21 protein-coding genes are annotated in these 24,837 nt (G+C 60.0%); 6 read left to right on the top strand and 15 right to left on the bottom strand.

The window, feature by feature from the left end; all coding sequences use genetic code 11:
* The first annotated feature begins 217 nt into the window (after window positions 1-217).
* Both AC1RMX_RS17075 and AC1RMX_RS17070 read left to right on the top strand, forming a co-directional pair.
* The gene (locus tag AC1RMX_RS17075; RefSeq protein ID WP_053122787.1) at window positions 218-820 is read left to right on the top strand and encodes a Yip1 family protein; all 603 of its coding nucleotides are present in this window, start codon (window positions 218-220) and stop codon (window positions 818-820) included.
* A 160-nt stretch (window positions 821-980) separates the two neighbouring features.
* Complete coding sequence (locus AC1RMX_RS17070) at window positions 981-1,475, top strand: SprT family zinc-dependent metalloprotease (RefSeq protein WP_493072584.1); 495 nt, start codon at window positions 981-983, stop codon at window positions 1,473-1,475.
* A 1-nt stretch (window position 1,476) separates the two neighbouring features.
* On the opposite strand, the gene AC1RMX_RS17065 is transcribed toward AC1RMX_RS17070, so the two are convergent.
* Window positions 1,477-2,658, bottom strand: a complete 1,182-nt coding sequence (locus AC1RMX_RS17065) for a CaiB/BaiF CoA transferase family protein (protein ID WP_493072583.1) — start codon at window positions 2,656-2,658, stop codon at window positions 1,477-1,479.
* A gap of 158 nt (window positions 2,659-2,816) precedes the next feature.
* A complete protein-coding gene (locus AC1RMX_RS17060; RefSeq protein WP_096818039.1) occupies window positions 2,817-4,151 on the bottom strand; it encodes a dicarboxylate/amino acid:cation symporter in 1,335 nt (444 codons plus the stop codon).
* Window positions 4,152-4,504: 353 nt separating this feature from the next.
* Here AC1RMX_RS17060 and AC1RMX_RS17055 point away from each other — a divergent pair, with 353 nt between their 5' ends.
* On the top strand, window positions 4,505-5,503 hold the full coding sequence (locus AC1RMX_RS17055; RefSeq protein WP_493072582.1) for an AraC family transcriptional regulator: 999 nt from the start codon (window positions 4,505-4,507) through the stop codon (window positions 5,501-5,503).
* Between the two features lie 4 nt (window positions 5,504-5,507).
* Here AC1RMX_RS17055 and AC1RMX_RS17050 read toward each other — a convergent pair whose 3' ends face one another.
* Together AC1RMX_RS17050 and AC1RMX_RS17045 are read right to left on the bottom strand one after the other, a co-directional pair.
* Window positions 5,508-6,854, bottom strand: a complete 1,347-nt coding sequence (locus AC1RMX_RS17050; RefSeq protein WP_493072581.1) for an ATP-binding protein — start codon at window positions 6,852-6,854, stop codon at window positions 5,508-5,510.
* Window positions 6,851-7,528 (bottom strand): response regulator transcription factor, encoded by a 678-nt coding sequence (locus tag AC1RMX_RS17045; RefSeq protein WP_096818046.1) that lies wholly within the window; start codon window positions 7,526-7,528, stop codon window positions 6,851-6,853. The genes AC1RMX_RS17050 and AC1RMX_RS17045 overlap by 4 nt, the downstream gene beginning before the upstream one ends.
* Window positions 7,529-7,734: 206 nt before the next feature.
* Between AC1RMX_RS17045 and AC1RMX_RS17040 the strand changes: the two genes are divergently transcribed.
* Together AC1RMX_RS17040 and AC1RMX_RS17035 are read left to right on the top strand one after the other, a co-directional pair.
* Complete coding sequence (locus tag AC1RMX_RS17040; RefSeq protein ID WP_493072580.1) at window positions 7,735-8,526, top strand: dienelactone hydrolase family protein; 792 nt, start codon at window positions 7,735-7,737, stop codon at window positions 8,524-8,526.
* A gap of 93 nt (window positions 8,527-8,619) precedes the next feature.
* Window positions 8,620-9,345, top strand: coding sequence for a 4'-phosphopantetheinyl transferase family protein (locus tag AC1RMX_RS17035; RefSeq protein ID WP_096818641.1), 726 nt, complete (start codon window positions 8,620-8,622; stop codon window positions 9,343-9,345).
* Between the two features lie 6 nt (window positions 9,346-9,351).
* On the opposite strand, the gene AC1RMX_RS17030 is transcribed toward AC1RMX_RS17035, so the two are convergent.
* Together AC1RMX_RS17030 and AC1RMX_RS17025 are read right to left on the bottom strand one after the other, a co-directional pair.
* On the bottom strand, window positions 9,352-10,962 hold the full coding sequence (locus tag AC1RMX_RS17030; RefSeq protein WP_096818050.1) for an ATP-binding protein: 1,611 nt from the start codon (window positions 10,960-10,962) through the stop codon (window positions 9,352-9,354).
* A complete protein-coding gene (locus AC1RMX_RS17025; protein ID WP_493072579.1) occupies window positions 10,959-11,681 on the bottom strand; it encodes a response regulator in 723 nt (240 codons plus the stop codon). The genes AC1RMX_RS17030 and AC1RMX_RS17025 overlap by 4 nt, the downstream gene beginning before the upstream one ends.
* Before the next feature lie 734 nt (window positions 11,682-12,415).
* Between AC1RMX_RS17025 and AC1RMX_RS17020 the strand changes: the two genes are divergently transcribed.
* The gene (locus AC1RMX_RS17020; RefSeq protein WP_096818053.1) at window positions 12,416-15,310 is read left to right on the top strand and encodes a ribonucleoside-diphosphate reductase subunit alpha; all 2,895 of its coding nucleotides are present in this window, start codon (window positions 12,416-12,418) and stop codon (window positions 15,308-15,310) included.
* Between the two features lie 175 nt (window positions 15,311-15,485).
* Here the strand turns inward: AC1RMX_RS17020 and AC1RMX_RS17015 are convergent, their stop codons facing one another.
* The 9 genes from AC1RMX_RS17015 to cheR form a co-directional block, all read right to left on the bottom strand.
* Window positions 15,486-15,683 (bottom strand): hypothetical protein, encoded by a 198-nt coding sequence (locus tag AC1RMX_RS17015; protein ID WP_096818055.1) that lies wholly within the window; start codon window positions 15,681-15,683, stop codon window positions 15,486-15,488.
* A 382-nt stretch (window positions 15,684-16,065) separates the two neighbouring features.
* Window positions 16,066-17,442, bottom strand: coding sequence for an efflux transporter outer membrane subunit (locus tag AC1RMX_RS17010; protein WP_493072578.1), 1,377 nt, complete (start codon window positions 17,440-17,442; stop codon window positions 16,066-16,068).
* A gap of 5 nt (window positions 17,443-17,447) precedes the next feature.
* The gene (locus AC1RMX_RS17005) at window positions 17,448-19,466 is read right to left on the bottom strand and encodes a MacB family efflux pump subunit (protein WP_493072577.1); all 2,019 of its coding nucleotides are present in this window, start codon (window positions 19,464-19,466) and stop codon (window positions 17,448-17,450) included.
* Complete coding sequence (locus AC1RMX_RS17000; RefSeq protein WP_493072576.1) at window positions 19,463-20,623, bottom strand: efflux RND transporter periplasmic adaptor subunit; 1,161 nt, start codon at window positions 20,621-20,623, stop codon at window positions 19,463-19,465. Before AC1RMX_RS17000 ends, AC1RMX_RS17005 begins: the two co-directional genes overlap by 4 nt.
* 190 nt (window positions 20,624-20,813) lie before the next feature.
* Window positions 20,814-22,130, bottom strand: coding sequence for a flagellar hook protein FlgE (gene flgE / locus AC1RMX_RS16995; RefSeq protein ID WP_102621015.1), 1,317 nt, complete (start codon window positions 22,128-22,130; stop codon window positions 20,814-20,816).
* Between the two features lie 30 nt (window positions 22,131-22,160).
* Window positions 22,161-22,886, bottom strand: a complete 726-nt coding sequence (flgD, locus tag AC1RMX_RS16990; protein ID WP_096818065.1) for a flagellar hook assembly protein FlgD — start codon at window positions 22,884-22,886, stop codon at window positions 22,161-22,163.
* 15 nt (window positions 22,887-22,901) lie between these two features.
* Window positions 22,902-23,345, bottom strand: coding sequence for a flagellar basal body rod protein FlgC (gene flgC, locus AC1RMX_RS16985; protein WP_007960329.1), 444 nt, complete (start codon window positions 23,343-23,345; stop codon window positions 22,902-22,904).
* A 3-nt stretch (window positions 23,346-23,348) separates the two neighbouring features.
* A complete protein-coding gene (gene flgB / locus AC1RMX_RS16980) occupies window positions 23,349-23,756 on the bottom strand; it encodes a flagellar basal body rod protein FlgB (protein WP_007960328.1) in 408 nt (135 codons plus the stop codon).
* Between the two features lie 240 nt (window positions 23,757-23,996).
* A complete protein-coding gene (gene cheR, locus AC1RMX_RS16975; RefSeq protein ID WP_007960327.1) occupies window positions 23,997-24,824 on the bottom strand; it encodes a protein-glutamate O-methyltransferase CheR in 828 nt (275 codons plus the stop codon).
* Window positions 24,825-24,837 lie beyond the last annotated feature (13 nt).

The raw sequence follows: 24,837 nt of genomic DNA, 5'->3' as shown, positions 1-24,837 counted from the left end.
GTCGCCCCTTCGATTGCCCGTTTGCACAGACCCCGACGCGATTACCCCGCCGGTTTACAGCGCGATTTGCTCTAAGACCCTATCACCTGTGCGGTTAAGACCTTTCTATACTGCGACATAAGGTCGCACACAATCTGAAGACCTGTATTTGCTCGGCCACATTGGCCCGTAGGCGCTCCGCTGGGGGGCGATGGCAATAACGAGAGGAGTGACTGGCATGATCCATCACGTAGTGGGACTTTTTACCCACCCCGATCAGGAATGGAAGGAAATCCGTGGCGACCAAGAGGAAAGCATCAGCCACATGTACCTGACGCACACGCTGATTCTGGCGGCGATCCCCGCTATTTCGGCTTTTATCGGCACGACTCAGGTCGGCTGGGTGATCGGTAACCGCGCGCCGGTGATGCTCACCGTCGAAAGCGCGATCTGGATGACCGTCATGTCGTACCTGGCGATGCTCGGCGGGGTCGCGGTCATGGGTGCCTTCGTGCACTGGATGGCCCGTACCTATGACGCCAACCCGAGCCTGGCCCGCTGCGTCGCGTTTGCCACCTACACCGCGACGCCGTTGTTCGTCGGCGGGCTGGCGGCGTTGTATCCGCATATGTGGCTGGGGATGATCGTCGGCACGGCGGCCATCTGCTACACGGTGTACCTGCTGTATGTGGGTCTGCCGACCTTCATGAACATTCCGTCTGACGAGGGATTCCTGTTTTCCAGCTCGGTGCTGGCAGTGGGTCTGGTGGTGCTGGTCGCCATCATGGCGTTTACCGTGATTGTCTGGGGACTGGGCGTGGGGCCCGTCTACACCAACTGACGACCGATCCAACCCGAGAAGAACAAGATCCGCCAACACAGGCCGCCGCAAGGCGGCCTTCTCGTGCCGGTTGAAAAAGAGCGACGACCATTCGGCAGTTCGGCGATTCGCAACGCCCCGAGGTTGCGGCATACTCGACGCCTCTGGAGATCCATCAAGCATGCCCGAGCAACTCAATACCCGCGTCGAAGACTGTTTCCAACTCGCTGAATCCTTTTTCAAACGTCCTTTCAAACGCCCCGTGGTGAGCCTCAAGCTGCGCGGGCAAAAAGCCGGGGTCGCGCATCTGCACGAGAACCTGCTGCGCTTCAACCCGCAGCTGTATCGGGAGAACGCCGAACACTTCCTCAAGCAGACCGTGGCCCACGAAGTCGCGCACCTGATCGCCCATCAACTGTTCGGTGACCGCATCCAGCCCCACGGCGAGGAGTGGCAACTGATCATGCGCGGCGTCTACGAATTGCCGCCGGACCGCTGCCATACCTACGCCGTCAAACGCCGCAGCGTGACCCGCTACATCTACAAATGCCCGTGCACCGACAGTGATTTTCCGTTTTCAGCCCAGCGTCATAGCCTGGTCAGGCAAGGTCGGCGCTATTTGTGCCGACGCTGTCGCAACACCCTGGTGTTCAGTGGCGAGATGCGGGTCGAGTAAGTCAGGCGATCACTTTGGCTCGCCGCAATTCGGCAATGCGCTCAACACTCAAGCCCAACTCCCCCAACACCTGATCCGTATGCTGCCCCAGCGCCGCCCCGACATGTCGCGGCGCCGGCAATGCCTCGGAGAACTTCAGCGGGCAAGCGATCTGCGCCTGCGAAGAGCCATCCCCGCGGGGCACCTGCGCCACTAATTCCCGCGCCTGCAACTGCGGATGCTGCACCGCCTCGCCCAGGTTCAACACCGGCTCGACACAGGCATCGATCCCGGCGAACAGCTCGCGCAGTTCAGCAAAGTCATGCTTCTCGAACTCGACCTTCAACGCCTCCTTGAGCGCCCGTTGCTGCTCGGGCTTGGGTGACAAGCCCTGGGCCGCCAGTTCCGGCCGGCCCAACGCTGCGCACAATTGCTGCATGAAGGCCGGCTCCAGACTGCCCACCGACATCCAGCGCCCGTCGCGGGAGCGGTAGTAATCGTAAAAACTGCCGCCATTGAGCATCTGATCCTCCCAGCGCGGTTCTTCACCGCAGGCCAGATACCCGGCGCCAGCCATGGCGTTCAGGCTGAACGCACAGTCAGTCATGCTCACATCCAGGTGCGTGCCCTGCCCGGTTTGCTGTCGTGATATCACCGCCGCCAGCAAACCGATCACCCCGTGCAGCGAGCCACCCGCGACATCCGCCACCTGCATGCCCAGCGGCAACGGCCCGCTGTCAGCGCGGCCGGTGTAGCTGGAGAGCCCGGCCAGTGCCAGATAGTTGATGTCGTGTCCGGCGCGATCCTTGTACGGGCCGGTCTGGCCGTAACCGGTGATCGACACGTAAATCAGCTTCGGATTGATCGCCTTCAGCGCCTCGTAACCCAGCCCCAGCCGCTCCATCACACCGGGGCGGAACTGCTCCAGCACGATGTCGTAGTCCGCCAGCAACTGCTTGACCAGCTCGAGCGCCTCGGGCTGTTTGAGATCCAGCGCCAGGCTGCGCTTGTTGCGATTCAGGTAGGCATGACTGGCCGAGATGCCGTGATCGTGGGGCGGCAAGACCCGCAACAGGTCGAGGCGGGTCGGCGATTCGATGCGCAACACCTCGGCGCCCATGTCCGCCAGCAGCAGCGAGGCGAACGGTCCCGGCAGCAAGGTCGAGAAATCCAGAATCTTCAGTGAGGCCAACGGTGCAGACATGGGCGATCTCCATCAACGATGCTTGCAGCCTAGGCAGCCGTCGGCGATGGGGCAATTACCGGATGCATCAGTTGCTGTGACCGTTGCGCTCAAATCGCCCGCTCAAATCACAGACATGAAAAAACCCGCCGAAGCGGGTTTTTCCAATCAAGCGATGCTTACTTCACGTTGCTCGGGGTTGGGCCTTCGGCCACACCCAGGTCGTCTTCGTGACGCTGGTCAACGATACCGCGACCGCCCGAGGCCAGCTCGGTTTGCAGCACGTCGGTGTCCAGTTCCTTGACCCACTTGGCCACAACGATGGTGGCAACGGCGTTGCCGACCAGGTTGGTCAGGGCGCGGGCTTCGGACATGAAGCGGTCGATACCCAGGATCAGCGCCAGACCGGCTACCGGCAGGTGACCTACCGCCGACAGGGTGGCGGCCAGCACGATGAAGCCCGAACCGGTCACACCGGCTGCGCCTTTGGAGGACAGCAGCAACACCACCAGCAGAGTGATCTGGTGAGTGATGTCCATGTGGGTGTCGGTCGCCTGAGCGATGAACACGGCCGCCATGGTCAGGTAGATCGCGGTACCGTCGAGGTTGAACGAGTAACCGGTCGGGATCACCAGACCCACTACCGATTTCTTCGCGCCCAGACGCTCCATCTTGATCAGCATGCGTGGCAGTACCGATTCCGACGAGGAAGTACCCAGCACGATCAGCAGCTCTTCACGGATGTAACGGATCATCTTCAGCACGCTGAAGCCGTGCATGCGGGCGATACCGCCGAGCACGATCAGGATGAACGCCAGGCACGTGATGTAGAAGCAGATCATCAGTTGACCCAACTGCACCAGCGAGCCGACACCGTAGGCACCGATGGTGAACGCCATTGCACCGAAGGCACCGATTGGCGCGAGCTTCATGATCATGTTGATGATGTTGAACATCACGTGGGCGAAGCGATCGATGAAGTCCAGGATCGGCTTGCCGTAGGCACCCAGGCGATGCAGGGCGAAACCGAAGATCACCGAGAACATCAGCACTTGCAGGATGTCACCGGTGGCGAACGCGCCGACGATGGTGGTCGGGATCACGTTGAGCAGGAAGCCGACGACGCTCTGGTCAGCGCCCTGTGCCACGTAGGTAGCGACTTTCGAGGCGTCGAGGGTGGCGACATCGATGTGCATGCCGTTGCCCGGCTGCACGATGTTGACCACAACCAGACCGACCAGCAGTGCGATGGTCGAAACGATTTCGAAGTACAGGAGTGCATAGCCACCGGTCTTGCCGACCGATTTCATGCTCTGCATGCCGGCGATGCCGCTGACCACGGTGCAGAAGATGATTGGCGCGATGATCATTTTGATCAGTTTGATGAACCCGTCACCCAGCGGCTTTACGGCCACGCCGAACTGCGGGTAGTAGTGGCCGAGCGCAATACCGATACAGATTGCGACGATCACCTGGAAATACAGGGATTTGTACAGTGGCTGACGAGTCGTCATTGCAAAGTTCCTCAAGAGTCCCGCGTAGCAACATCCATCTGTTGAACGCGACACTTGAATTGCGAACCCTCCTGCACTGGAGGGATTTGTTGTGTCGAACGACGCTTTTCCGGACCGGCTCGGCGCACGCTTCTGTCGCTCTTATCGCAAACCTCGTGCCACTTTGGTGCAATTCGCTGCAAGCCTTTTGATATCAGGGGATGCAGGTTTTTCTGTGTCACCATTCGGTTACCCAAGTATGGCGGATTTCCGCCAACGCACCGGGTCTCGTCCTACAATTTGGCGGAAATCCGCCTTGTTGCCGATCAAGGCCGCCGGCTACCATCGGTCGCCAGAGGAAGGATTTGCCGCTTATGCGCGAACGCACCATCGCCAGTCATTTCGCCCGTGCCGCCCTCGGTGGCGCACGCCGTCGCGGGTTCGATTATTCGGGCCTGCTGCTGCAGCTGGGCATCAGTCCCGAACTGCTCGACGAGCCGCGTGCGCGGATCGCCCCGGAACAATTCACCCAACTGATCCAGAACCTGTGGCTGGCCCTGGACGACGAATGCCTGGGCTTCGGCAACGCGCAGAGCAAACCCGGCAGCTTCGCCATGATGTGCCACGCCATCATTCATTGCCGCAGCCTGGAAAAGGCTCTGCAACGCGGCTTATTGTTTTATAGCCTATTCCCCGACGCTCCGCGCCTGACCCTGACCCATGAAGACGAATGGGTACGCCTGAGCCTCGACGATGCGCAATGGTGGGACCCGGATCACTTTCTCAGCGAGAGCCTGCTGGTGATCTGGCATCGCCTCGGCAGCTGGCTGATCGGCCAGCGGATTCGTCTGGAACAGGCTACTTTCAGCTACCCGAAACCGGCGCACGGGGCCGAATACGATCTGCTGTTCTCCTGCCCGCTGGAATTCTCGGCAACGCAAACCAGCCTGGTGTTTCACAGCCGCTATCTGCACATGCCGCTGTTGCAGGACGAGCGCACGCTCAAGCATTTCCTCGAGCGCTCCCCCGCCGACCTGCTGTCACGCCCGGATGACGGCAACAGTCTCAGCAGTCGATTGCGTCGCCTGCTCAGCCATGACAGCGCGCGCTGGCCGGACCTGGAAGCCGTGGCCGCGCACCTGCACATCAGCCCGCAAACCCTGCGTCGGCATTTGCGCGAGGAAGGCACCAGTTTTCAGGAGTTGAAGGACCAGTTGCGGCGGGACATCGCGATTTATCATCTGGGACGTGCGGATCTGTCGTTGCAACAGATCGCCGAACAGCTCGGGTTTTCCGAGCCGTCGGCGTTTCATCGGGCGTTCAAGAAGTGGACTGGGCTGACGCCGGGGGCTTATCGGGCGCAGGAACAGTAGGCAGTCACAACGCCGGAAAATGAATCCTGAACGCCGCCCCGCCCATTGGTGAATCACCCAGCGTCAGTTTCGCGTTGTAGCTCTCGATGATGTCCTTGACCACCGCCAGACCAATCCCCTGCCCCGGATGCTGGCGATCCAGACGCTCACCGCGCTCAAGAATTCGCGCCCGCTGATGCTGCGGTACGCCGGGACCGTCGTCCTCGATGCACAACTCGATCCCGGCCAGGCTTTCGCGCACGCTGATGCGTACTTCGCCGAGGCACAGGCGATAGGCGTTTTCCAGCAGGTTGCCCATCATTTCCAGCAAGGCGCCCTGCTCGATCGGCACGTAGCAGTGTTCCGGCAGGTCGAACGCCACGCGTACGCGTTTATCGCGGTAGACCTTGTCCAGCGTGTCGCACAGGCTTTTGAGCACCGGCCGCAGGTGCACCTGATGGCGTACCAGACCGCTTTTGCGCAGGCTGGCGCGCTGCAACTGGTAGCTGATCTGCTGGCTCATGCGTTCGATCTGGGTTTGCAGCACCCAGGCCTGATCGCGATCTTCGGGGCGCTGGGCCATGTCTTCGCTGACGCCCTGCAACACCGCCAGCGGGGTTTTCAGGCTGTGGGCCAGATCGTCGAGGGAGTCGCGGTAACGGCTGCGCTGCTGGCGTTCACTGTGCAGCAAGCGGTTGAGCGAGCCGGTCAGGCGCAGCAGTTCACGGGGGTGCTGTTCGCTGAGGCTTTCGAGGGTGCCGCCTTCAATTTCGTCCAGCTCCTGACTGAGCCGGCGCAAGGCTTTCAGGCCCCAGGTCAGGCCGATCCACAGCAGCGAGAGCAGCACCAGCAACGCGGCGCCGAAACCGAGGTAGAGGTTTTCCCGCAGGCCTTCGAGGGTGGTTTCGTATTCACGCACCGGTTGCAGCGCGACGATGCTGAACGCCGCATTCTTGCCGCCGAGCAGTTTGACTTCGACGTCGTAGACGAAGAACTCCTGGCCGCTGGCCTCACGAATCCGTGCGAACTCGTTACCCATCCCGTCGTAGCGCGGTTTGTAGTTGATCTGTTCTTCCTGGGTCGCTTTCGAACGCCAGACCAGATGACCTTCGCGGTCGTAGATGTAACCCAGCAGACGGAAATCGGCGAGGTTGAAGCGCTCGTCCGGCAACTGCATCGGCATCACCAGCCGGCCGTTTTCAATCCGCGCGGCAGAAATCAGTGTGGTGACGTCCGAGGCCAGGCGCTGCTCGATCGAATCCTGCAGCGCCAGGCTGAACGCACCTTGCATCGCCGGGAGCAAGGCGAGCATGAACAACACCGCCAACGTGGTGGCAGCCAACATCAAGCGAACACGAAGCGAACGGATCAAGTGCAGCGCTCATTGAACAGGTAGCCGAGGCCGCGCACCGTGTCGATCGGCTTGAACCCGGCCGGGCCTTCCAGCTTGCGACGCAGGCGCCCGACCAGCACTTCGATCACGTTCGGATCACGCTCGTCGTCGTCCGGGTACAACTGCTCCATCAGGCGATCCTTGGGCACCACTTGCTGGTGGTGGCGCATCAGGTATTCGAGGATCCGGTATTCGTAGGCGGTCAGCGCCAGCGGCTGCTCATCGAGGGTCGCCTGCTTGCGATTGAGGTCGAGCAGCAGCGGCCCGGCGACAATGGAAGACTGGGTGAAACCGCTGGAACGACGCAGCAGCGCATTGAGCCGTGCTTCGAGTTCTTCGAACTGGAACGGTTTGACCAGGTAATCGTCGGCGCCGGCGGCCAGGCCTTCGACCTTGTCCTGCCAGTTGCCACGGGCGGTGAGGATCAGGATCGGGAAGCTCTTGCCGTCCGAGCGCAACTGGCGGATCAGGTCGAGCCCGCCCATGCCCGGCAGGCCGAGGTCGATCACCGCCAGGTCAAAGTTGAATTGCCCGGTCTGGTACAGCGCCTCTTCGGCATTGGCCACGGACTCGACCACATGACCGCTTTCCGTCAGGCGGGTTTGCAGGTGATGGCGCAACAGCGCTTCATCTTCGACGACCAACAGTTTCATGACGCTCTCCCGGGCAAATCAGAATCTCCAACAGCATACCTGCGACAACGGTGTACTGCCGCTTTTGAGGGTCCTGTTTATTTCTCCCCTCGGACATGATTCAAGCTTACTGAACCGGGCCTGTACCTGCCCTGAACACACCCTGAACCCGAGCGCAATCAAATGAACTAGGCTGTTTTGACCTTTTATTGTCAGGAGACCCGATCATGCGCCTGTTCCTAGCCCTCACCCTGCTCGCCTTCAGCAGCCTCAGCGCGGCAGCCATCAAGACCGAGGAAATCCCTTACCAGAGCGCCGACGGCACCAAACTGATCGGCTACTACGCTTTCGACGATGCCATAAAAGGCCCGCGCCCGGGCGTTGTAGTGGTGCATGAATGGTGGGGCCTCAACGACTATGCCAAGCGCCGCGCCCGGGATCTCGCCGGGCTTGGCTACAGCGCGCTGGCCATCGACATGTACGGTGAAGGCAAGAACACCGAGCACCCGAAAGATGCCATGGCATTCATGCAAGCGGCCACCCAGAATGCCGATGCGGCCAGCAAACGCTTCCAGGCCGGCCTTGATCTGCTGAAGAAACAACCGCAGACCGACACCGGCAAACTGGCCGCCATCGGTTATTGCTTCGGCGGCGGCGTGGTGTTGAATGCCGCTCGCCAGGGCGTACCGCTGGCGGGTGTCGTGAGTTTCCACGGCGCACTGGCCACCAACACTCCGGCGACACCAGGCAGTGTCAAAGCCAAAGTCCTCGTCGAGCACGGCGCGCTGGACAGCATGGTCACCGCCGACAACGTCACGGCGTTCAAATCTGAAATGGACAAGGCCGGCGCCGACTATAAATTCGTCAGCCTCGACGGCGCCAAGCATGGCTTCACCAACCCCGACGCGGATCGCTTGAGCCATGGCGATCACGGTGGCCCGGATATCGGCTACAACAAGGCAGCGGATGAAAAGTCCTGGGCGGACATGCAGGCATTCTTCAAGAATATCTTTGGCTGAGCCGGAGTATGCTGATCGCTCCCACGTTCTGCGCGAGAGCGATCTGCACCAGCGCACTATTCAGCCTGAAGGCAACCCGGCAAAATGCCCGCCATGAATTCCAGCCCCCTCCTCCCCGCCTGCTGCACCCCGCTCGATGCCCACTGGCCGCTACCGACCGTGCTGCCGGACACCGTGCTGCTGAGCACTCATTTCGACCCGGCGCAACTGCTCGGCGATGACTTCCGCCGCAGCGCCATCGAGCCGCCGCCGAGCATCCAGCGCTCGGTGGCTAAGCGTCAGGCGGAGTTTCTGGCCGGGCGGATTTGCGCCCGGGCCGCGCTGCAACAACTGGAAGGCAAAAGCAGCGTCCCGGCCATTGGCGAGGATCGCGCACCCGTGTGGCCGGCACATATTTGCGGCTCGATCACCCACAGCACCGGCCGGGCCGCAGCGATTGTCGCCAACAAGCAGCACTGGCGCGGACTGGGCATGGACCTGGAAAACCTGCTCAACGCCGAACGGGCCGAGCGGCTGGCCGGGGAGATTCTGACGCCGGCAGAGTTGCAGCGCATGGCTGCCGGCGCCCGCGATCAACTGGCGTTGTGGGTGACGCTGACGTTTTCGGTGAAGGAAAGCCTGTTCAAGGCGCTGTACCCGATCGTCCAGAAGCGTTTCTATTTCGAGCACGCCGAAGTGCTCGAGTGGACCGAACAGGGTCAGGTACGACTGCGACTGCTGACGGACCTGTCCAGCGAATGGCGCAACGGGACCGAACTGGACGCACAGTTCGGGGTGCACGACGGGCAGTTATTGAGCCTGGTCAGCATCCAGGCTTGAGCGGCTTCAGCGCCGCTCCTGATTCCTCGGCCAGCTCAGGCTGAAACACGCCCCGCCAAGACTCTTGCTCTTGCCGATCAGCGCCCGGCCGTCATGCCAGTGGATGATCCGTCGCACGATAGATAAGCCCAGGCCGTGCCCGCCGGATGCCCGCGTACGGCTGTCGTCCAGCCGCAGGAATGGCGTGAAGATTTTCTCCCAGGCACTTTCCGGCACACCGGGGCCGTCGTCCTCGACGTCTACCCGGCAACGCATCTGCCCGACCTGATAACTGACCGTGACCCTTGAGCGCGCATGACGCATGGCGTTACCCACCAGATTCTGCAAGGCGCGATGCAGGTAACGCGGCTCGGCCTCGACCCAGGCATCGTCGCAGTCGGCGGCCGACAGGCACAAACCACGTTGCACCGTGACGTCGGCACGCAGTGGTGCCAGTTCTTCGATCACCTGATTGACCAGTGCATCGAGGTCGATGCGCTGGAACGTCAGCGCCGGTGAACCCTGCTCCAGCCGCGCATAGGTGAGCATTTCGTCCACCAGCTTATCGAGGTCCTCGATGTCGTGGTCCATGCCCTCACGGTACTTTTCCAGCGCTTGCGGGGTGGTGGCCGAACCGATCATTTCCAGACCGAAGCGCAGGCGCGCCACCGGTGTGCGCAACTCATGGGACACCGCACGCACCAGTTCACGCTGGATCGCCAGCAATTGCTGCAGGTGCTCGGCCATGCCGTTGAACGCCGCCGCCAGTTTCCCCACCGAGTCGGCGCCGCGGGCCGGCACCCGGGTTTCCAGACTGCCCTTGGCGATACGCGTGGCCGCCGCTTCGAGGCCACGCAAACGCCGCTCGAGCTGGCGCACCAGTAAATAGACGATAAGACCGATCAGGGTCAGGCCCAGCGCGGCGATCAGCACCAGCCACTGCGGCGGGTACGGATTCATCTGATAGAGCGGGCCGATTTCCAGCACCCACGGCGTACCGACCATCCCGGCGAACACCCGGATCGAGTCCCCGCCCTTGCCCAGCGCCATCACCGTATCGCCTTCCGACACGCGACGACTCTGGTCTTCATCCATGTCGGCCTCGTTCACGGTGACCAACCGCAGGTCGAAACCGAAGCCCTTCTCTTCCTTCAATTGCGCCAGTCGTTTGGGCTGCTCGCCCACCGGCACCCGCACCAGCTCATCGGCCAGCAGATAAATGGTCGCCCGGGCCAGTTGCTCGCTGATCTGCTGCACCTCGCCCACCAGCACAAGCTGCTCCTTGTCGCTGACCAGTCGATAGACCTTTGCCGCGTGCGGCCCGGTCTGCTCGACCAGTGCCTGGCCGCGTTGCACGCGGGTGCGCTGGGTGAGGTCGAGATCGGTCTGGGCGAAGGTTTTCAGTGCCAGCGGAATCCCCAGCAGCCGTTCCCACACCAGCAAGGCGCGGTGGCGCTCGGTCTCGTTCATCGGTTGCAGGTTGTCGGCCATCAGCGAAAACGTGCCGTGGGCCAGGCGCTCTCGGTACTGCTCGCTGCGCACCTGATTGAGCAGGTGCAGCGCCAGAACGCCGAGCACCGCCACCAGAATCAGCGCCGCGCACATGCCGCCGTAGATGCGCAGGAAGATCGAGTTCACAGCGGCAGTTCTACGCAAGCTTCAGGCACGAACAGATAGCCTTTGCTGCGCACGGTCTTGATCAGGCGCGGGTGATCGGGGTCGTCGCCGATCTTCGGACGGATGCGCGAGATGCGCACATCGATCGAACGGTCCTGGCCGTCGTAGCCGATGCCGCGCAGCGCGGTGAAGATTTCTTCCCGCGACAGAATCCTTCCGGCGTTGGACACCAGCAGCCACAGCAGATCGAACTCGGCGCTGGTCAGTTCGATGCCGCTGTCGCTCAGCCAGGCTTCGCGCAAGGCGTTGTCCACCACCAACGGGCCGAATTGCAGACGGCGGGGTTTGCCCGACGCCGACTCCGGTGCGTCACTGCGTCGCAACAACGCCTGGATGCGCGCCAGCAACAGCCGTGGGCGAACCGGTTTGCACACGTAGTCATCGGCGCCGATGTCGAGGCCGAGGATCTGGTCGGCATCGTCGGTGCGCGCGGTCAGCATCAGGATCGGCCCGTCGTACTGGTCGCGCACCTTGCGGCAGATGCTCAGGCCGTCTTCACCGGGGAGCATCAGGTCGAGGATCACCAGGTCCGGTTGCTCCTTGATGATCCGCGCCGCCGCCAGGGCGCCGTTGCCTTCGATCTCCACGCGCAATCCATTGGCTTGCAGGTATTCGCGGGTCAGTTCGGCCAGACGCTGGTCGTCCTCGACTATCAATACCTGCCAGGCTTCTTGCTCCACGGATGACCTCTGCTTGCCGATGTTGCGAATAAAGGAAGGATCCTCCCGTCTTTTTGTCATCTTTAAGGAGGATAAGAATGCGTGTGACAGGGCCGATTGTATAAACGGCGTACAGCGAGATCACAAGTCGGTAAATGCGTTCGGACAAGGCCGTTTTTTGTGATAGGGTTCGCGCCCTTAAAAATCCGCTGAAGCGTTTTTCCCGAAGAGAAAACAGTGACAAACGGTCTAACTCAGCAGGTTCGCGGCCTACAAAGGAATTCCCTGTTTCGCACACAATTTACGCACAGGGTTATCCACAGGCTGTCCGTTGCAATCGCCCCCCAAAACGCATTATCTTGTAGCCCGCGCTCAAAAAAACCCTACATATAGGGTTTGACGCTAAAAACCAAACACAAACCGGACAGTGAATTCAAGGCTTTTTATTGCCATTGTCGGGTTGAACCAAACGTATTTTCAGAAGCCCAAACCGCGCCTGCGGATGGCTACCGTTTTTCAGCCGATCACGGCGTAAACGGTACGGGTGTTGCAGTTCAAAACTGCTCCCCGAAAGGAATGCGGTTTCACGCGTATCGCGCGAACCGAAGACTTCGGCATGGAAGCGGCGCCCACAAGGCCCACTTCCTGAACTGTCCCGAAGTCGTTACCCGGCGCTGGCCGGTCGTAGTGCTTCAGGACGGAACGGTGGGCACCGTGATGGTGCCCAAACAAACATAGAGAACGTGGAGACACCCATGCAAACCGACACAACTCGCGAGAACCCGCAGGGCACCTTGCCGCAGGCCGCCGATTCGAATTCGGATCTGGCTGCCACCGCGCCTGGTCAACTGCGTGTGATCAAGCGTAATGGCACTGTCGTTCCTTACACCGATGACAAGATCACCGTCGCTATCACCAAAGCGTTTCTCGCAGTTGAGGGCGGCACCGCTGCCGCTTCGTCGCGAATCCACGACACCGTTGCCCGCCTGACCGAACAGGTCACCGCGACCTTCAAGCGTCGCATGCCTTCGGGCGGCACCATCCACATCGAAGAAATCCAGGACCAGGTCGAACTGGCCCTGATGCGTGCCGGCGAGCAGAAAGTGGCTCGCGACTACGTGATCTACCGTGACGGCCGTTCGAAAGAACGCGCTGCCCACGCTCCGGCCGAAGCCGCAGTCAACGCTCACCCGTCGATCCGCATCACCCGCGCCGACGGCAGCCTCGCGCCGCTGGACATGGGTCGCCTGAACACCATCGTCACCGAAGCCTGCGAAGGTCTGGCCGAAGTCGACGGCGACCTGATCCAGCGCGAAACCCTGAAGAACCTGTACGACGGCGTTGCCCTGAACGACGTCAACACCGCGCTGGTAATGACCGCCCGTACCCTGGTCGAGCGCGAGCCGAACTACTCGTTCGTGACCGCCCGCCTGCTGATGGACACCCTGCGTGCCGAAGGCCTGGGCTTCCTGGGTGTTGCCGAGAGCGCGACTCACCACGAAATGGCCGACCTGTACGCCAAGGCGCTGCCGGCCTACGTCGCCAAAGGTATCGAGTTCGAACTGCTGAACCCTGTGCTGGCCTCCTTCGACCTGGAAAAACTGGGCAAGGCGATCAACCACGAGCGCGACCAGCAATTCACCTACCTGGGCCTGCAAACCCTGTACGACCGTTACTTCATCCACAAGGATGGCGTGCGTTTCGAACTGCCACAGATCTTCTTCATGCGCGTGGCCATGGGCCTGGCGATCGAAGAGAAGCAGAAAGAAGACCGTGCGATCGAGTTCTACAACCTGCTGTCCTCGTTCGACTACATGGCTTCGACCCCGACCCTGTTCAACGCCGGTACCCTGCGTCCACAGCTGTCGAGCTGCTACCTGACCACCGTTCCGGATGACCTGTCGGGCATCTACCACGCGATCCACGACAACGCCATGCTGTCGAAATTCGCCGGTGGCCTGGGCAACGACTGGACGCCGGTGCGTGCACTGGGTTCGTACATCAAGGGCACCAACGGCAAGTCGCAAGGCGTGGTTCCGTTCCTGAAAGTCGTGAACGACACCGCCGTTGCCGTTAACCAGGGTGGCAAGCGCAAAGGCGCTGTGTGTGCCTACCTGGAAACCTGGCACATGGACATCGAAGAGTTCATCGAGCTGCGCAAGAACACCGGTGATGACCGTCGTCGTACCCACGACATGAACACCGCCAACTGGATCCCTGACCTGTTCATGAAGCGCGTCTTCGATGACGGCAAGTGGACCCTGTTCTCGCCATCCGAAGTACCAGACCTGCACGACCTGACCGGCAAGGCATTCGAAGAGCGCTACGAGTACTACGAAGCCCTGACCGAGTACCCAGGCAAGGTCAAGCTGTTCAAGACCATCCAGGCCAAAGACCTGTGGCGCAAGATGCTGTCCATGCTGTTCGAAACCGGCCACCCATGGCTGACTTTCAAGGACCCGTGCAACCTGCGCAGCCCGCAGCAGCACGTCGGCGTGGTGCACAGCTCGAACCTGTGCACCGAGATCACCCTGAACACCAACAAGGACGAGATCGCGGTCTGCAACCTGGGCTCGATCAACCTGCCGAACCACATCGTCGACGGCAAGCTGGACACCGCCAAGCTCAAGCGCACCATCGACGTAGCCGTTCGCATGCTCGACAACGTGATCGACATCAACTACTACTCGGTACCGCAGGCGAAGAACTCCAACTTCCGCCACCGTCCGGTCGGCCTGGGCATCATGGGCTTCCAGGACGCGCTGTACCTGCAGCACATCCCTTACGGTTCCGACGCTGCCGTCGAGTTCGCCGACAAGTCGATGGAAGCGGTCAGCTACTACGCGATCCAGGCTTCCTGCGACCTGGCTGACGAGCGCGGTTCGTACGAGACGTTCCAGGGTTCGCTGTGGTCCAAAGGCGTACTGCCGCTGGATTCGCAACAGATCCTGATCGAAGCACGTGGCCAGAAGTACATCGACGTCGACCTGACCGAGTCCCTGGACTGGGCACCGGTTCGCGCCCGTGTACAGAAAGGCATCCGTAACTCGAACATCATGGCCATCGCACCGACCGCGACCATCGCCAACATCACCGGCGTATCGCAGTCGATCGAACCGACCTACCAGAACCTGTATGTGAAATCGAACCTGTCGGGCGAATTCACCGTGATCAACCCGTACCTGGTTCGCGACCTGAAGGCTCGCGGTCTGTGGGACTCGGTCATGATCAACGACCTGAAGTACTACGACGGTTCGGTTCAGCAGATCGAGCGCATCCCGCAAGAACTCAAAGAGCTCTACGCGACCGCGTTCGAAGTGGACACCAAGTGGATCGTTGACGCCGCCAGCCGTCGTCAGAAGTGGATCGACCAGGCCCAGTCGCTGAACCTGTACATCGCCGGCGCATCGGGCAAGAAACTCGACGTGACCTACCGCATGGCCTGGTACCGTGGTCTGAAAACCACCTACTACCTCCGTGCCCTGGCTGCGACCAGCACCGAGAAGTCGACCATCAACACCGGCAAGCTGAACGCTGTTTCCAGCGGCGGCAACCACGGTGACGATTCGGTCCTGGCAGCGCCTGCCGGCCCTGCTCCAGTACCGAAGGCTTGCGCCATCGACGAGCCGGATTGCGAAGCTTGCCAATAAGCTGAGCTGAATCGGGCGTTGCGAGACGCCTGATTCCTCCAGACAAAGGAAACCCCCGACAGACTTCTGGTTTGTCGGGGGTTTTCTTTTGTCTGCCAAACACCAAGGCTCTAACGAACAGGTTTCAGCAGATACAAAAAAGGCCCCTTCACAGAAGGAGCCTCCCTATCGGTGCTTACCGACGGCAGCCGCCGTTGTTGAAAGGACCGGCAACACGAACCCAGCCACTGGCTTGCGGAACGTTGCTGCACATAGTACGGCCGGTCGAAGCCGACTCATAAAGCCACCAGGAAGCCGGAGCAGCTTGAACAACGACTGCACCCAACAGCAAACTTGCGGCCAAAGTCAGACCAAAACCAATACGCAGCGACATAACGATCTCCATTTCAAATAAACGTCTCAAACGGCCGTCAGCGCAATAACTTCATAGTTCATCATCTTGCCGACACAACCAGAGACAGCAGTAAGAGTGTTGCAACCGAACACCCATCTTTTCATCAAGACCCTGACGAAAGAGCGCGCACCTTACATTGCGAAACAACTAAAAACAATAAAGAAAATTCCCACAATCGAAATTATTTATTAATTAAATAAACTCAAAAAAATCAACAAACACGCAAAAACCTACAACCTTAATTGCATATAAACCATTGACCCAAATCAAAAAAATACGCTAACTAAAACCAGACACGCGACACAATCTTCCTTAATTAAAAACAACGCTCCAACAAGTTAACGTTTGTCTGCGCAATAAATTAACGCGCGAAGCCTCCGCCCAGCGCCAGGTACAGTCCCATTTGCGCCTGCAGTCGGTCGAAGCGATTCTGCGCCAGCGAAATTTGCGCAGCACGACGGCTCTCTTGCAGATCCAGCCACTCCTTGATACCCGTTTGCCCGCTGCGATAACGAATTTCGGCCAACCCTTCGGCTTTCATTGCGGCGACCAGAGCCTGCTCTCGCCGTCCCCCCTGATCAGCAAACTGCACTTGCGCCGACAGCGCATCTTCAACTTCCGCCAGCGCGATATATAGGCTCTGGCGAAAATCGATTATCGCCGCCTCATAGTCCACCGCCGATATACCCACTGTGTACTTGCGAACATTCCATTGCACAAACGGCAGACTGATACCAACGCCCAATAGACCGACAGGGTTATTGAGCACTTGGCTTAACTCCCGACTACCACCCGTCGCCAGACCGCCAGTCAGTGTGAACGAAGGATAGAAACTGGCACGCGTTGCGTCATAGTTCGACAGCGCCTGGCGTAATCGCCATTCAGCCGCCTGCAGATCCGGGCGTCGATCAACCAGATCAGCCGGCAAGCCTGCCGGCACACTCGCCAATGCCATCGAAGGTAATTGCACAAGTTCTGCAAACCGATGCTCGGGTGCCTGATCGAAGACAATGGCCAGTGCGTTACGCGCCACTTCAAGTTGCTGCAGATAGTCGCTCAATACAGCACGCTGCGTGGCCAGTACCTGCTCGGCTTGCGCCTCTTCAAGTCCGCTCGCCGCACCCGCCAGACGTTGGGACTGCACCAGTTGCAACGTCTGCTCGGCGTACCGGATACTTTCCCGCGCAGACCGGGCCAGTTCGTTGAACAGGCCGATCTGCCAATAAAGGCGCGCTGTCGTACCCACCAGACTCAGCGCACTGGCACGCCGGTCAAAATCGGTCGCCAACAGCGCCCACTGCGCGGCATCGCGCGTACTCGCCAGCCGCCCCCACAAATCAACCTCGTAACGCACCGACGAGTTCGTGGAAAATCGACGCTGGCCTGAATTGTCTCGATGTAGATTCCTGCTCCAGTCCGCCCCCGCCCCCACGTCCAGATCGGGCGTGATATTGGTCCCGGTGAGTCCTGCCTGAAGCGTTGCCCGACGCACTCTGAGCGCAGCCACTGCAAGATCGTTATTGCGCGCCAGAGCGTCGTCAACCAAGGCGTTCAGACGTGGATCATCAAACGTTTCCCACCATCGCTCCCGCACACTCAATGAGCCCTCACGGGATGCGTCACCAAACCAGAAGGCCGGCGTCTTCACTTCCGGTTGACGGTATTCGCTGTGCAGCAGGGCGCTGCAACCACCCAACAACAAAGGCAACTGCAATGCCCAGATCCACTTGCGCTTCATGTACTTCATTCTCGGGACAACGCCTGAATGGGATCAAGCCGGGCGGCATTGCGCGCCGGGATATAACCGAACAACACGCCGACCAGCAGCGAACACAAACACGCTGAAATCATGGCCAAAGCCGTGAACTCCATAACGATTGCCTGCACGAAGTAGCCGAATACCTGACTGATCAACAACGAAAGCAGGACGCCCAACAAGCCCCCCAGCAGACAGACCAGCACAGCCTCGATCAAAAACTGCTGCAGAATGTCTGCGCGCCGCGCGCCGACGGCCATGCGGATGCCAATCTCCCGGGTACGCTCGGTGACCGATACCAGCATGATATTCATCACCCCGATACCACCGACCAAGAGCGAAATGAACGCCACGGCAGAGATCAGCAGCGTCAGGGTGTCCGTGGTTTTCTGTACGATTTTCAGGATGCTGTCGCTGGAACTGAGGAAAAAATCCGCGCGCCCATGACGTGCCACCAACAATGTTTGCAGTGCTTGTTCTGCCGCGGGACTGGCAACCTGCTCCTTGAGCCGAACCTTGATCGAATTGAAATGGCTCTGCCCCAACAAGCGCCCCATTACCGTCGTATAAGGCAAATAGACTTGCAGGCTCGGCCCTGAAAAACCGTCATCGCGACTTTCCATGACCCCCACCACCGTACAAGGCAGGCCACCAACCAGGATGACTTTGCCCAGCGGTTGCTCCCAGTCCTTGAACAGCCGTTGTCGAGTGTTGTGGTCAATGATCAGTGTCTGAGCGCGGCGCATCACATCGCCTGCATTGAACATCGCGCCCTGGGTCACGCGGATGCCCATCACCTGAAAGTAATCCTGGCTGACACCATTGACCGTGGCACTGACATGCAGATTGCGGTAACGAATCGTCCGGCTGCCATTGACCATCGCAGAAACACTGTCTACCCAGGACTGCGCCTGGATGATCCGCAAGTCCACGGGCTGCAATGTCCGGATTGAAGCTGCCTGCTCATCCCCCCAATCCTTGCCGGGATAAACATCGATGGTATGGGTGCCCATCGCACTGATATCACGCAGCACCCGGGTCTGTGCGCCCTGCCCCAGCGCTACCACCGAAACCACCGAGGCAATACCGATGACGATCCCGAGCATGGTCAGCAATGTGCGCATGCGATGGCTGCGCAGAGAGATCCAGGCCATCTTGAAGGCCTCGCTGAAGCGGCGCCAATGCACCGCCGTCGCGTCACGCTCCTGAGTTTGCGGGAGGTCGCCTGGCTCGGCGACCGGCGCCGCAAGCACCTTGCGGTCGGCATTCAAACGATCACCGACGATTTCGCCATCATGTATCTCGATGATGCGGTCTGCGTACTGCGCCACCTGCGAGTCATGGGTCACGATAATGATCGTGTGACCGCTGCGATGCAGTTCACGCAGGATCGCCATCACCTCCTCGCCACTGCGCGAGTCCAGCGAGCCGGTGGGCTCGTCGGCCAGAACAACCGCACCGCCATTGATCAGCGCACGAGCAATGCTGACCCGTTGCTGCTGCCCACCGGAGAGTTGCGCTGGCCGATGCAGCATGCGCTGACCCAGACCGAGACGTTGCAGCAGCCCCCTGGCCTTTTGCCGATGCTCGGTAAACGGCTGATCGGCGTAAATGGCCGGCACCTGCACGTTGGCCTCCGCACTCAGATGCGACAGCAAATGAAAGCGCTGAAAAATGAATCCGAAATGCTCACGACGCAGCGTCGCCAGCTCATCGCTACTCATTTCGGCCATGTCAGCACCGTTGATGCTGTAGCGGCCAGCAGAGGGACGATCCAGGCATCCGAGGATATTCATCAGACTGGATTTTCCAGAGCCCGACGGCCCGACGATCGCTACCATTTCACCGGCGGCGATGGTCAGGTTCACGTCGCGCAGCACATGAGTCCGTGCCTCACCCTCGGCGAACCAACGCTGCACGCCTTCAAGAGCCAACAACGGCGTGACCGGCAGCTCGTCTTTCACGGGATCTGGCGTCCAGCCATGAAGATTACTGGCGCTGCTCATCGAGGCTCCGGCTCTTCGCCGAGAACGACTTCGTCATTTTCCTTGAGCCCGTCCAGCACCTGAACGCTCAGGTCATTTCGCAACCCGGTTGTCACCAGCACCGTCTGCGGCTGACCATCCACCAGTCGGCGAACTTCGTAGCGACCGTCAGCGGCACGCTTGCCCAGCGCAGCCACCGAGACCGTTGTGGCTTTGGGCACCGAGTCGAGCAGAACGCTGACTTGCGCCGTCATCGAGGTGCGCAACGAACGATCGTCATTGGGTACGTCAAACAGCGCGTTGTAGTACACCGCTGCATCGGTGCCGCCGGCAGTCGAGCCACCGCCACCCTGCATTTGATCCTGCCGGGCAATGGATTCGGGCGCCGGCTCTACCGCCCGTATATGGCTGGTAAAACGCCGGTCCGGATCACCCAGAATATTGAAGGACACGGCCTGGCCCGCCTTGACCCGAACCACGTCAGCTTCCGAAATTCGCGCTTCGACCGTCATCCGGTCCAGACGGGCAAGTATCAGCAATGTCGGGACACTCTGTGCGGAAACGACGGTCTGGCCCTGTCTGGTCACCACGGCAATGACCTCGCCGTCCATCGGCGCACTGATCCGCGTATATCCGAGGTTGACTTCGGCGATCCTGATTTCTATCTCCGCCTGGGAAATCTGCGCAGCCAGGGATGCCAGCTCGGCGCGCGAACTTTGCAGCTGCGCCTCGGCAATTTCCAGATCGGCCCGCGATCCGGCTTCACTGGCAACCAGGCTTTGCTTGCGACGAAAATCAAGTTCGTACTGGCGAATCATCGCCTGCCGGGCTTTGTATTGCGCGCGGACACTGAGCAACGCAGCCCGGGATTTGAGCAATTCATTCTGTGGCAGCAACGGGTCGATTTCAGCCAACAGCTGACCCTGGCGAACCGTATCACCCAACCCGGCTTTCAGACTCTGGAGTTGCCCATTGACCTGCGCGCCGACGCTGACTTGCTGGAAGGGCTTGACCGTACCACTGGCCAATACGGTCTCTTCAAGATCTTCAACGGTGACGGTCGCTGTCAGGAATTTCTTTGGAGGGGTGCCCCAGCCTTGGCCCCATACAAACCAGACCAACAAGGCAACAACAGGCAGCGTCCCGAACACGATTCGAGAGCGAGAGAAAAAAACCATGAAGTAGTCGTTACATCCCTGTCAGTGGTTGGGCGAACCGCTCATTGGCGCCCGGGTATAGCGTGAGCAGGCGTGTGAATACACGCGCGCAAATGCGAATGCAGCGGACGAGTGGCCCCGGCGCGCGCATTAAACAAGAAAGCCCCTCAAAGAGGGGCTTTCCGTTACAGCTTTTTACAAAGCATCGAGATCAGGTCATCTGAATGATGGTCTGCATGATGGTGCTCTGGGTGGAGATGGTCTTGGCGTTCGCCTGATAGTTGCTCTGGCCCTTGATCAGGTCTACCAGTTCGTTGGTCAGGTTAACGTTGGACTCTTCCAGCGAGTTGGACTGGATGGAGCCCAGAGTGCCGGTTTCCGGAGCGTCATAACCCGGAATGCCCGACGCGAAGGTTTCCTTCCAGCTGGTGCCGCCGATCGCTTGCAGGCCTTGTTCGTTGGTGAAGCTGGCCAGCGCAACCTGGCCGATGGCCTTGTTCTGATTGTTGCTGAAGTTGGCAAACAAAGTACCGGTGCCGTCGATGGTCAGGTTAGTGATCTGGCCAGTGGCATAGCCGTCCTGAGTCGGGATCGAGCGCGCGGTGTCGGCGTTGTACTGAGTGGTACTGGCCATCGAAATGGTGATGCCGGCCGGGTTTGCTGCTGCACCGTTAGGCTTGAAGGTACCGTTGACGACATTGCCTGGTACCCAACCGCTGATCTTCAGGTCACTGCTGATCACCGGACCAGGCAGAGTGCTGACCTGAGTCAGCTTGCCAGCAGAGTCGAAGGTCATGGTCGAAGGCACCGGGGCGGTGGTTTTCGGATCACTGCCGGTAGCGTCCGGGTTGCGACCGTCGACCAGGGTGTAGACCTTCCAGGTGTTGGCACCGGTTTTCACCACGTACTGATCCATCGGGTGCATGTTGCCCTGGCTGTCATAGATCGGGGTGCTGAACGACTTGGTGTAGGTCGCCAGGTTGGTCGGGTCGAATTTGCCGGCTGGAACCGTGTCGTCGATCACCGGAGCGGTCGAGTTCAGGTTGATGGTCGAAGTCACCAGCGAAGTGGACTTCGGTGCCAGGTTCGAGGTGTCGATCTTCAGGTCGGTCAGTACGCCGTTGATGACCTTGCCGTTGGCATCCACACCATAACCTTGCAGGCGCGAGGTGTAGTCGGTGTTGGTGATGAAACCCTTGTCGTCGACCTTGAACGTACCGGCACGGGTATAGGAAATCGAGCCGTTGTTGCTCATGGTGAAGAAACCGGAGCCGTTGATGCCCATGTCCAGCACGTTACCGGTGTTGTTGATGTCACCCTGGGTGAACTGCTGGGAAACGTTGGCCAGGCGCACGCCGTTGCCGATGACCTTGCTGCCGCTACCCAGGCGAGTCGCCGAGTAGACGTCTTCGAATTCTGCGCGGGACGATTTGAAACCGGCGGTCGCGACGTTGGCGATGTTGTTGCCGGTCACGTCCAGTTGCTTGTTGGCTGCATAGAGACCGCTAAGGCCGATATTGAAAGACATATTCCACTCCTTTGTGCCGGTTAGTCGGCTCTATATACCAATGGTTTGTACTTTGGACAGGGCAACGGTGCCCTTGCCGGACAGGTTGAGCATCAGCTCGCCGCCGGTCTGGCTGATCGTCACGCTGGTGACGGTGGCCGGCAGGTAGGTCGCCATATCGGTCGCGGTGCCGTTGATCGATGCGTTGGCCTTGACGGTATAGGTACCGGTCTTGACCAGATTGCCGTCCTTGTCCTTGCCGTCCCAGGTGAAGCTCGCGGCGCCTGCGGCGCGACTGCCCAGATCGAGGGTGCGAACAATCGTGCCGCTGCTGTCGGTGATGCTGACGGTGCCGCCGGCAATCGACGACGGAACGGTGACCGAACCGGTCATGCCTTTGCTCGGATCGTCGAGCTGGACCGAGTTGGTCTGCACGATCACGTTGCGACCGACCAGCGAAGAAGCCTGCAGGGCTTGCGACGAGTTGTAATTGCCGGCCAGCGAACTCACGGTGCTGTTGAGGGTAGTAATACCCTCGAGGCTGCTGAACTGCGCCAACTGGGCAACGAATGCGCTGTTGTCCTGCGGGTCGAGCGGGTTCTGGTTTTTCAGCTGGGTTACCAGCAATTGCAGGAACGCGTCCTTGCCCAGGGCCTGGCCGCCGGTGGAACTGTTAGTGGCCGAAGCAATGCCATCGGTTGTCGAACTGGTCTTTTTCGACGAGTTCGCCAGGATGTCCTTCATGCTCAGGCTGCTGGTGGTATCGGAAACACTCATGGCAGTCGCCCCTTATTACTGACCGAGGGTCAGCACCTTCTGCATCATGGTTTTGGCCGTGTTCATCATTTCAGCGTTGGTCTGGAACGAACGGCTCGCGGAAATCATGTCAGCCATTTCTTCCACCACGTTGACGTTCGGGTAGTAGACGTAGCCCTTGGCGTCGGCGGCCGGATGGTTCGGCTCGTAGCGCGCTTCGAGGTTGCTCTGGTCTTCGACCACGCCCATGACCTGCACGCCCTGGCCGGCCGCGTCCTGGTTCTGGAACAGCGAGTTGCTGCCGCCGCTCTGGCCGCCCTGGAACATGGTGGCGAACACCGGGTGACGGGCGCGATAGGTCTGGTCGATGCTCGACGAAACGGTTTCGGCGTTGGCGATGTTCGAAGCCACGGTGTTCAAACGCGTGGTCTGTGCGCTCATGCCGCTGCCGGCAATGTTGAAAACGCTGGACAGGGACATGGATTACTCTCCGCGCAGGGCTGACACCAGCCCTTTGAATTTGCTGTTGAGCAGCGTGAAGCTGGCCTGGAAGCCGACGGCGTTTTCCGCGTAGTTCGACTGTTCCAGCTGGGCATCAACGGTGTTCTGGTCGATCGACGGCTGCATCGGCGTGCGATACATCAGCGACTCGTCGCCATTGCCCAGGCCTTCAGCTTCGATGTGACGGCTGTTGGTCATGTTCAGGGCGATAGTGCCGTTGGCGTTCTTCTGGCTCTGTGCCTCGAGCACTTTGGAGAACTCAAGATCCCGAGCCTTGTAGTTCGGGGTGTCGGCGTTGGCGATGTTGTTGGCCAGGACTTCGGCACGCTGGGCGCGGAAGCCCAGGGCTTTTTCGTGAATTCCGAGCGCTTTATCGAAGCTGATGCTCATGTCGGGAACCTTCAGGTGACCGGGTTTTTCGTAACTGGGTTATAGCAAGCGTCGTGCCAGTTTTAAAAAGCCCCGGATTCCGGGGCTTTGCAGGGGATCGGCAATGCGGCAATGCCAGAAAAGCGGCAACGGGTTTCCGCCGGATGCCGCTTTTCTGCCGCTTGCCGTCCCTGCAAAAACGGCCAGGCATAAAAAAACGGGAGCCCCTGAGGACTCCCGTTTTTGTGTTGCCGGTGCCAATCACTTCGCCTGGTAAATGATCCCCGGGCTGCACTGGACCATCTGGTAATGGTCCGGCAAACCGTTCAGCGCTTCGGAAGCGCCGAGGAACAGATAACCGCCCGGCTTCAGCGTGCTGTGGATACGCAACAGGATGTCTTTCTTCACCTCGGCGGAGAAGTAGATCAGCACGTTGCGGCAGAACACGATGTCGAACTTGCCAAGGCTTGCGTAGCTGTCGAGCAAGTTGAACGAGCGGAACTCCACCCGGTTCTTGATCGGCGCCTTGATCACCCAGCGCCCCGGCCCTTTCGGGTCGAAGTAGCGCTGCAGACGATCGGCGGACAAGCCGCGACCGATCGCCAGGCTGTCGTACTCGCCGGTCTTGCAGTTGGTCAGCATGCTGCCGGACAGATCCGTGGCAACGATCTGTACGCCCATTTTCAACTGACCGATGTTGGTCCGTTCGAACTCGTCGATCGACATCGACAGCGAATAGGGTTCCTGACCCGACGAGCACGCCGCCGACCAGATCCGCAGACGCTGGTTGGGAGCAGCCTTGATCGCTTCGGGCAGCACCTTGTTCTTCAAGACTTCAAACGGATAGGTGTCGCGAAACCACAGGGTTTCGTTGGTCGTCATGGCATCGACCACCTGCTCGCGCAAACCGCTGCGCGGCTGGGTCTGGATGCGCTGTACCAGCTCACCCAGGGACTTGATGCCTTGCTGCTCCATCAGTTTGTTGAGACGGCTCGAGACCAGGTACTGCTTGTTTTCACCGAGCAAAATGCCACAGGCTTTTTCCAGGAAGACCCGGAACTGTTCGAAATCCAAATTACCCGTAGACAAATGATGCCGCCTC

Source organism: Pseudomonas sp. GW822-FHT03F04, from assembly GCF_058801405.1.
Note: the sequence above shows the minus strand (reverse complement) of the source record. Positions and strands in the feature narration are given on the sequence as shown.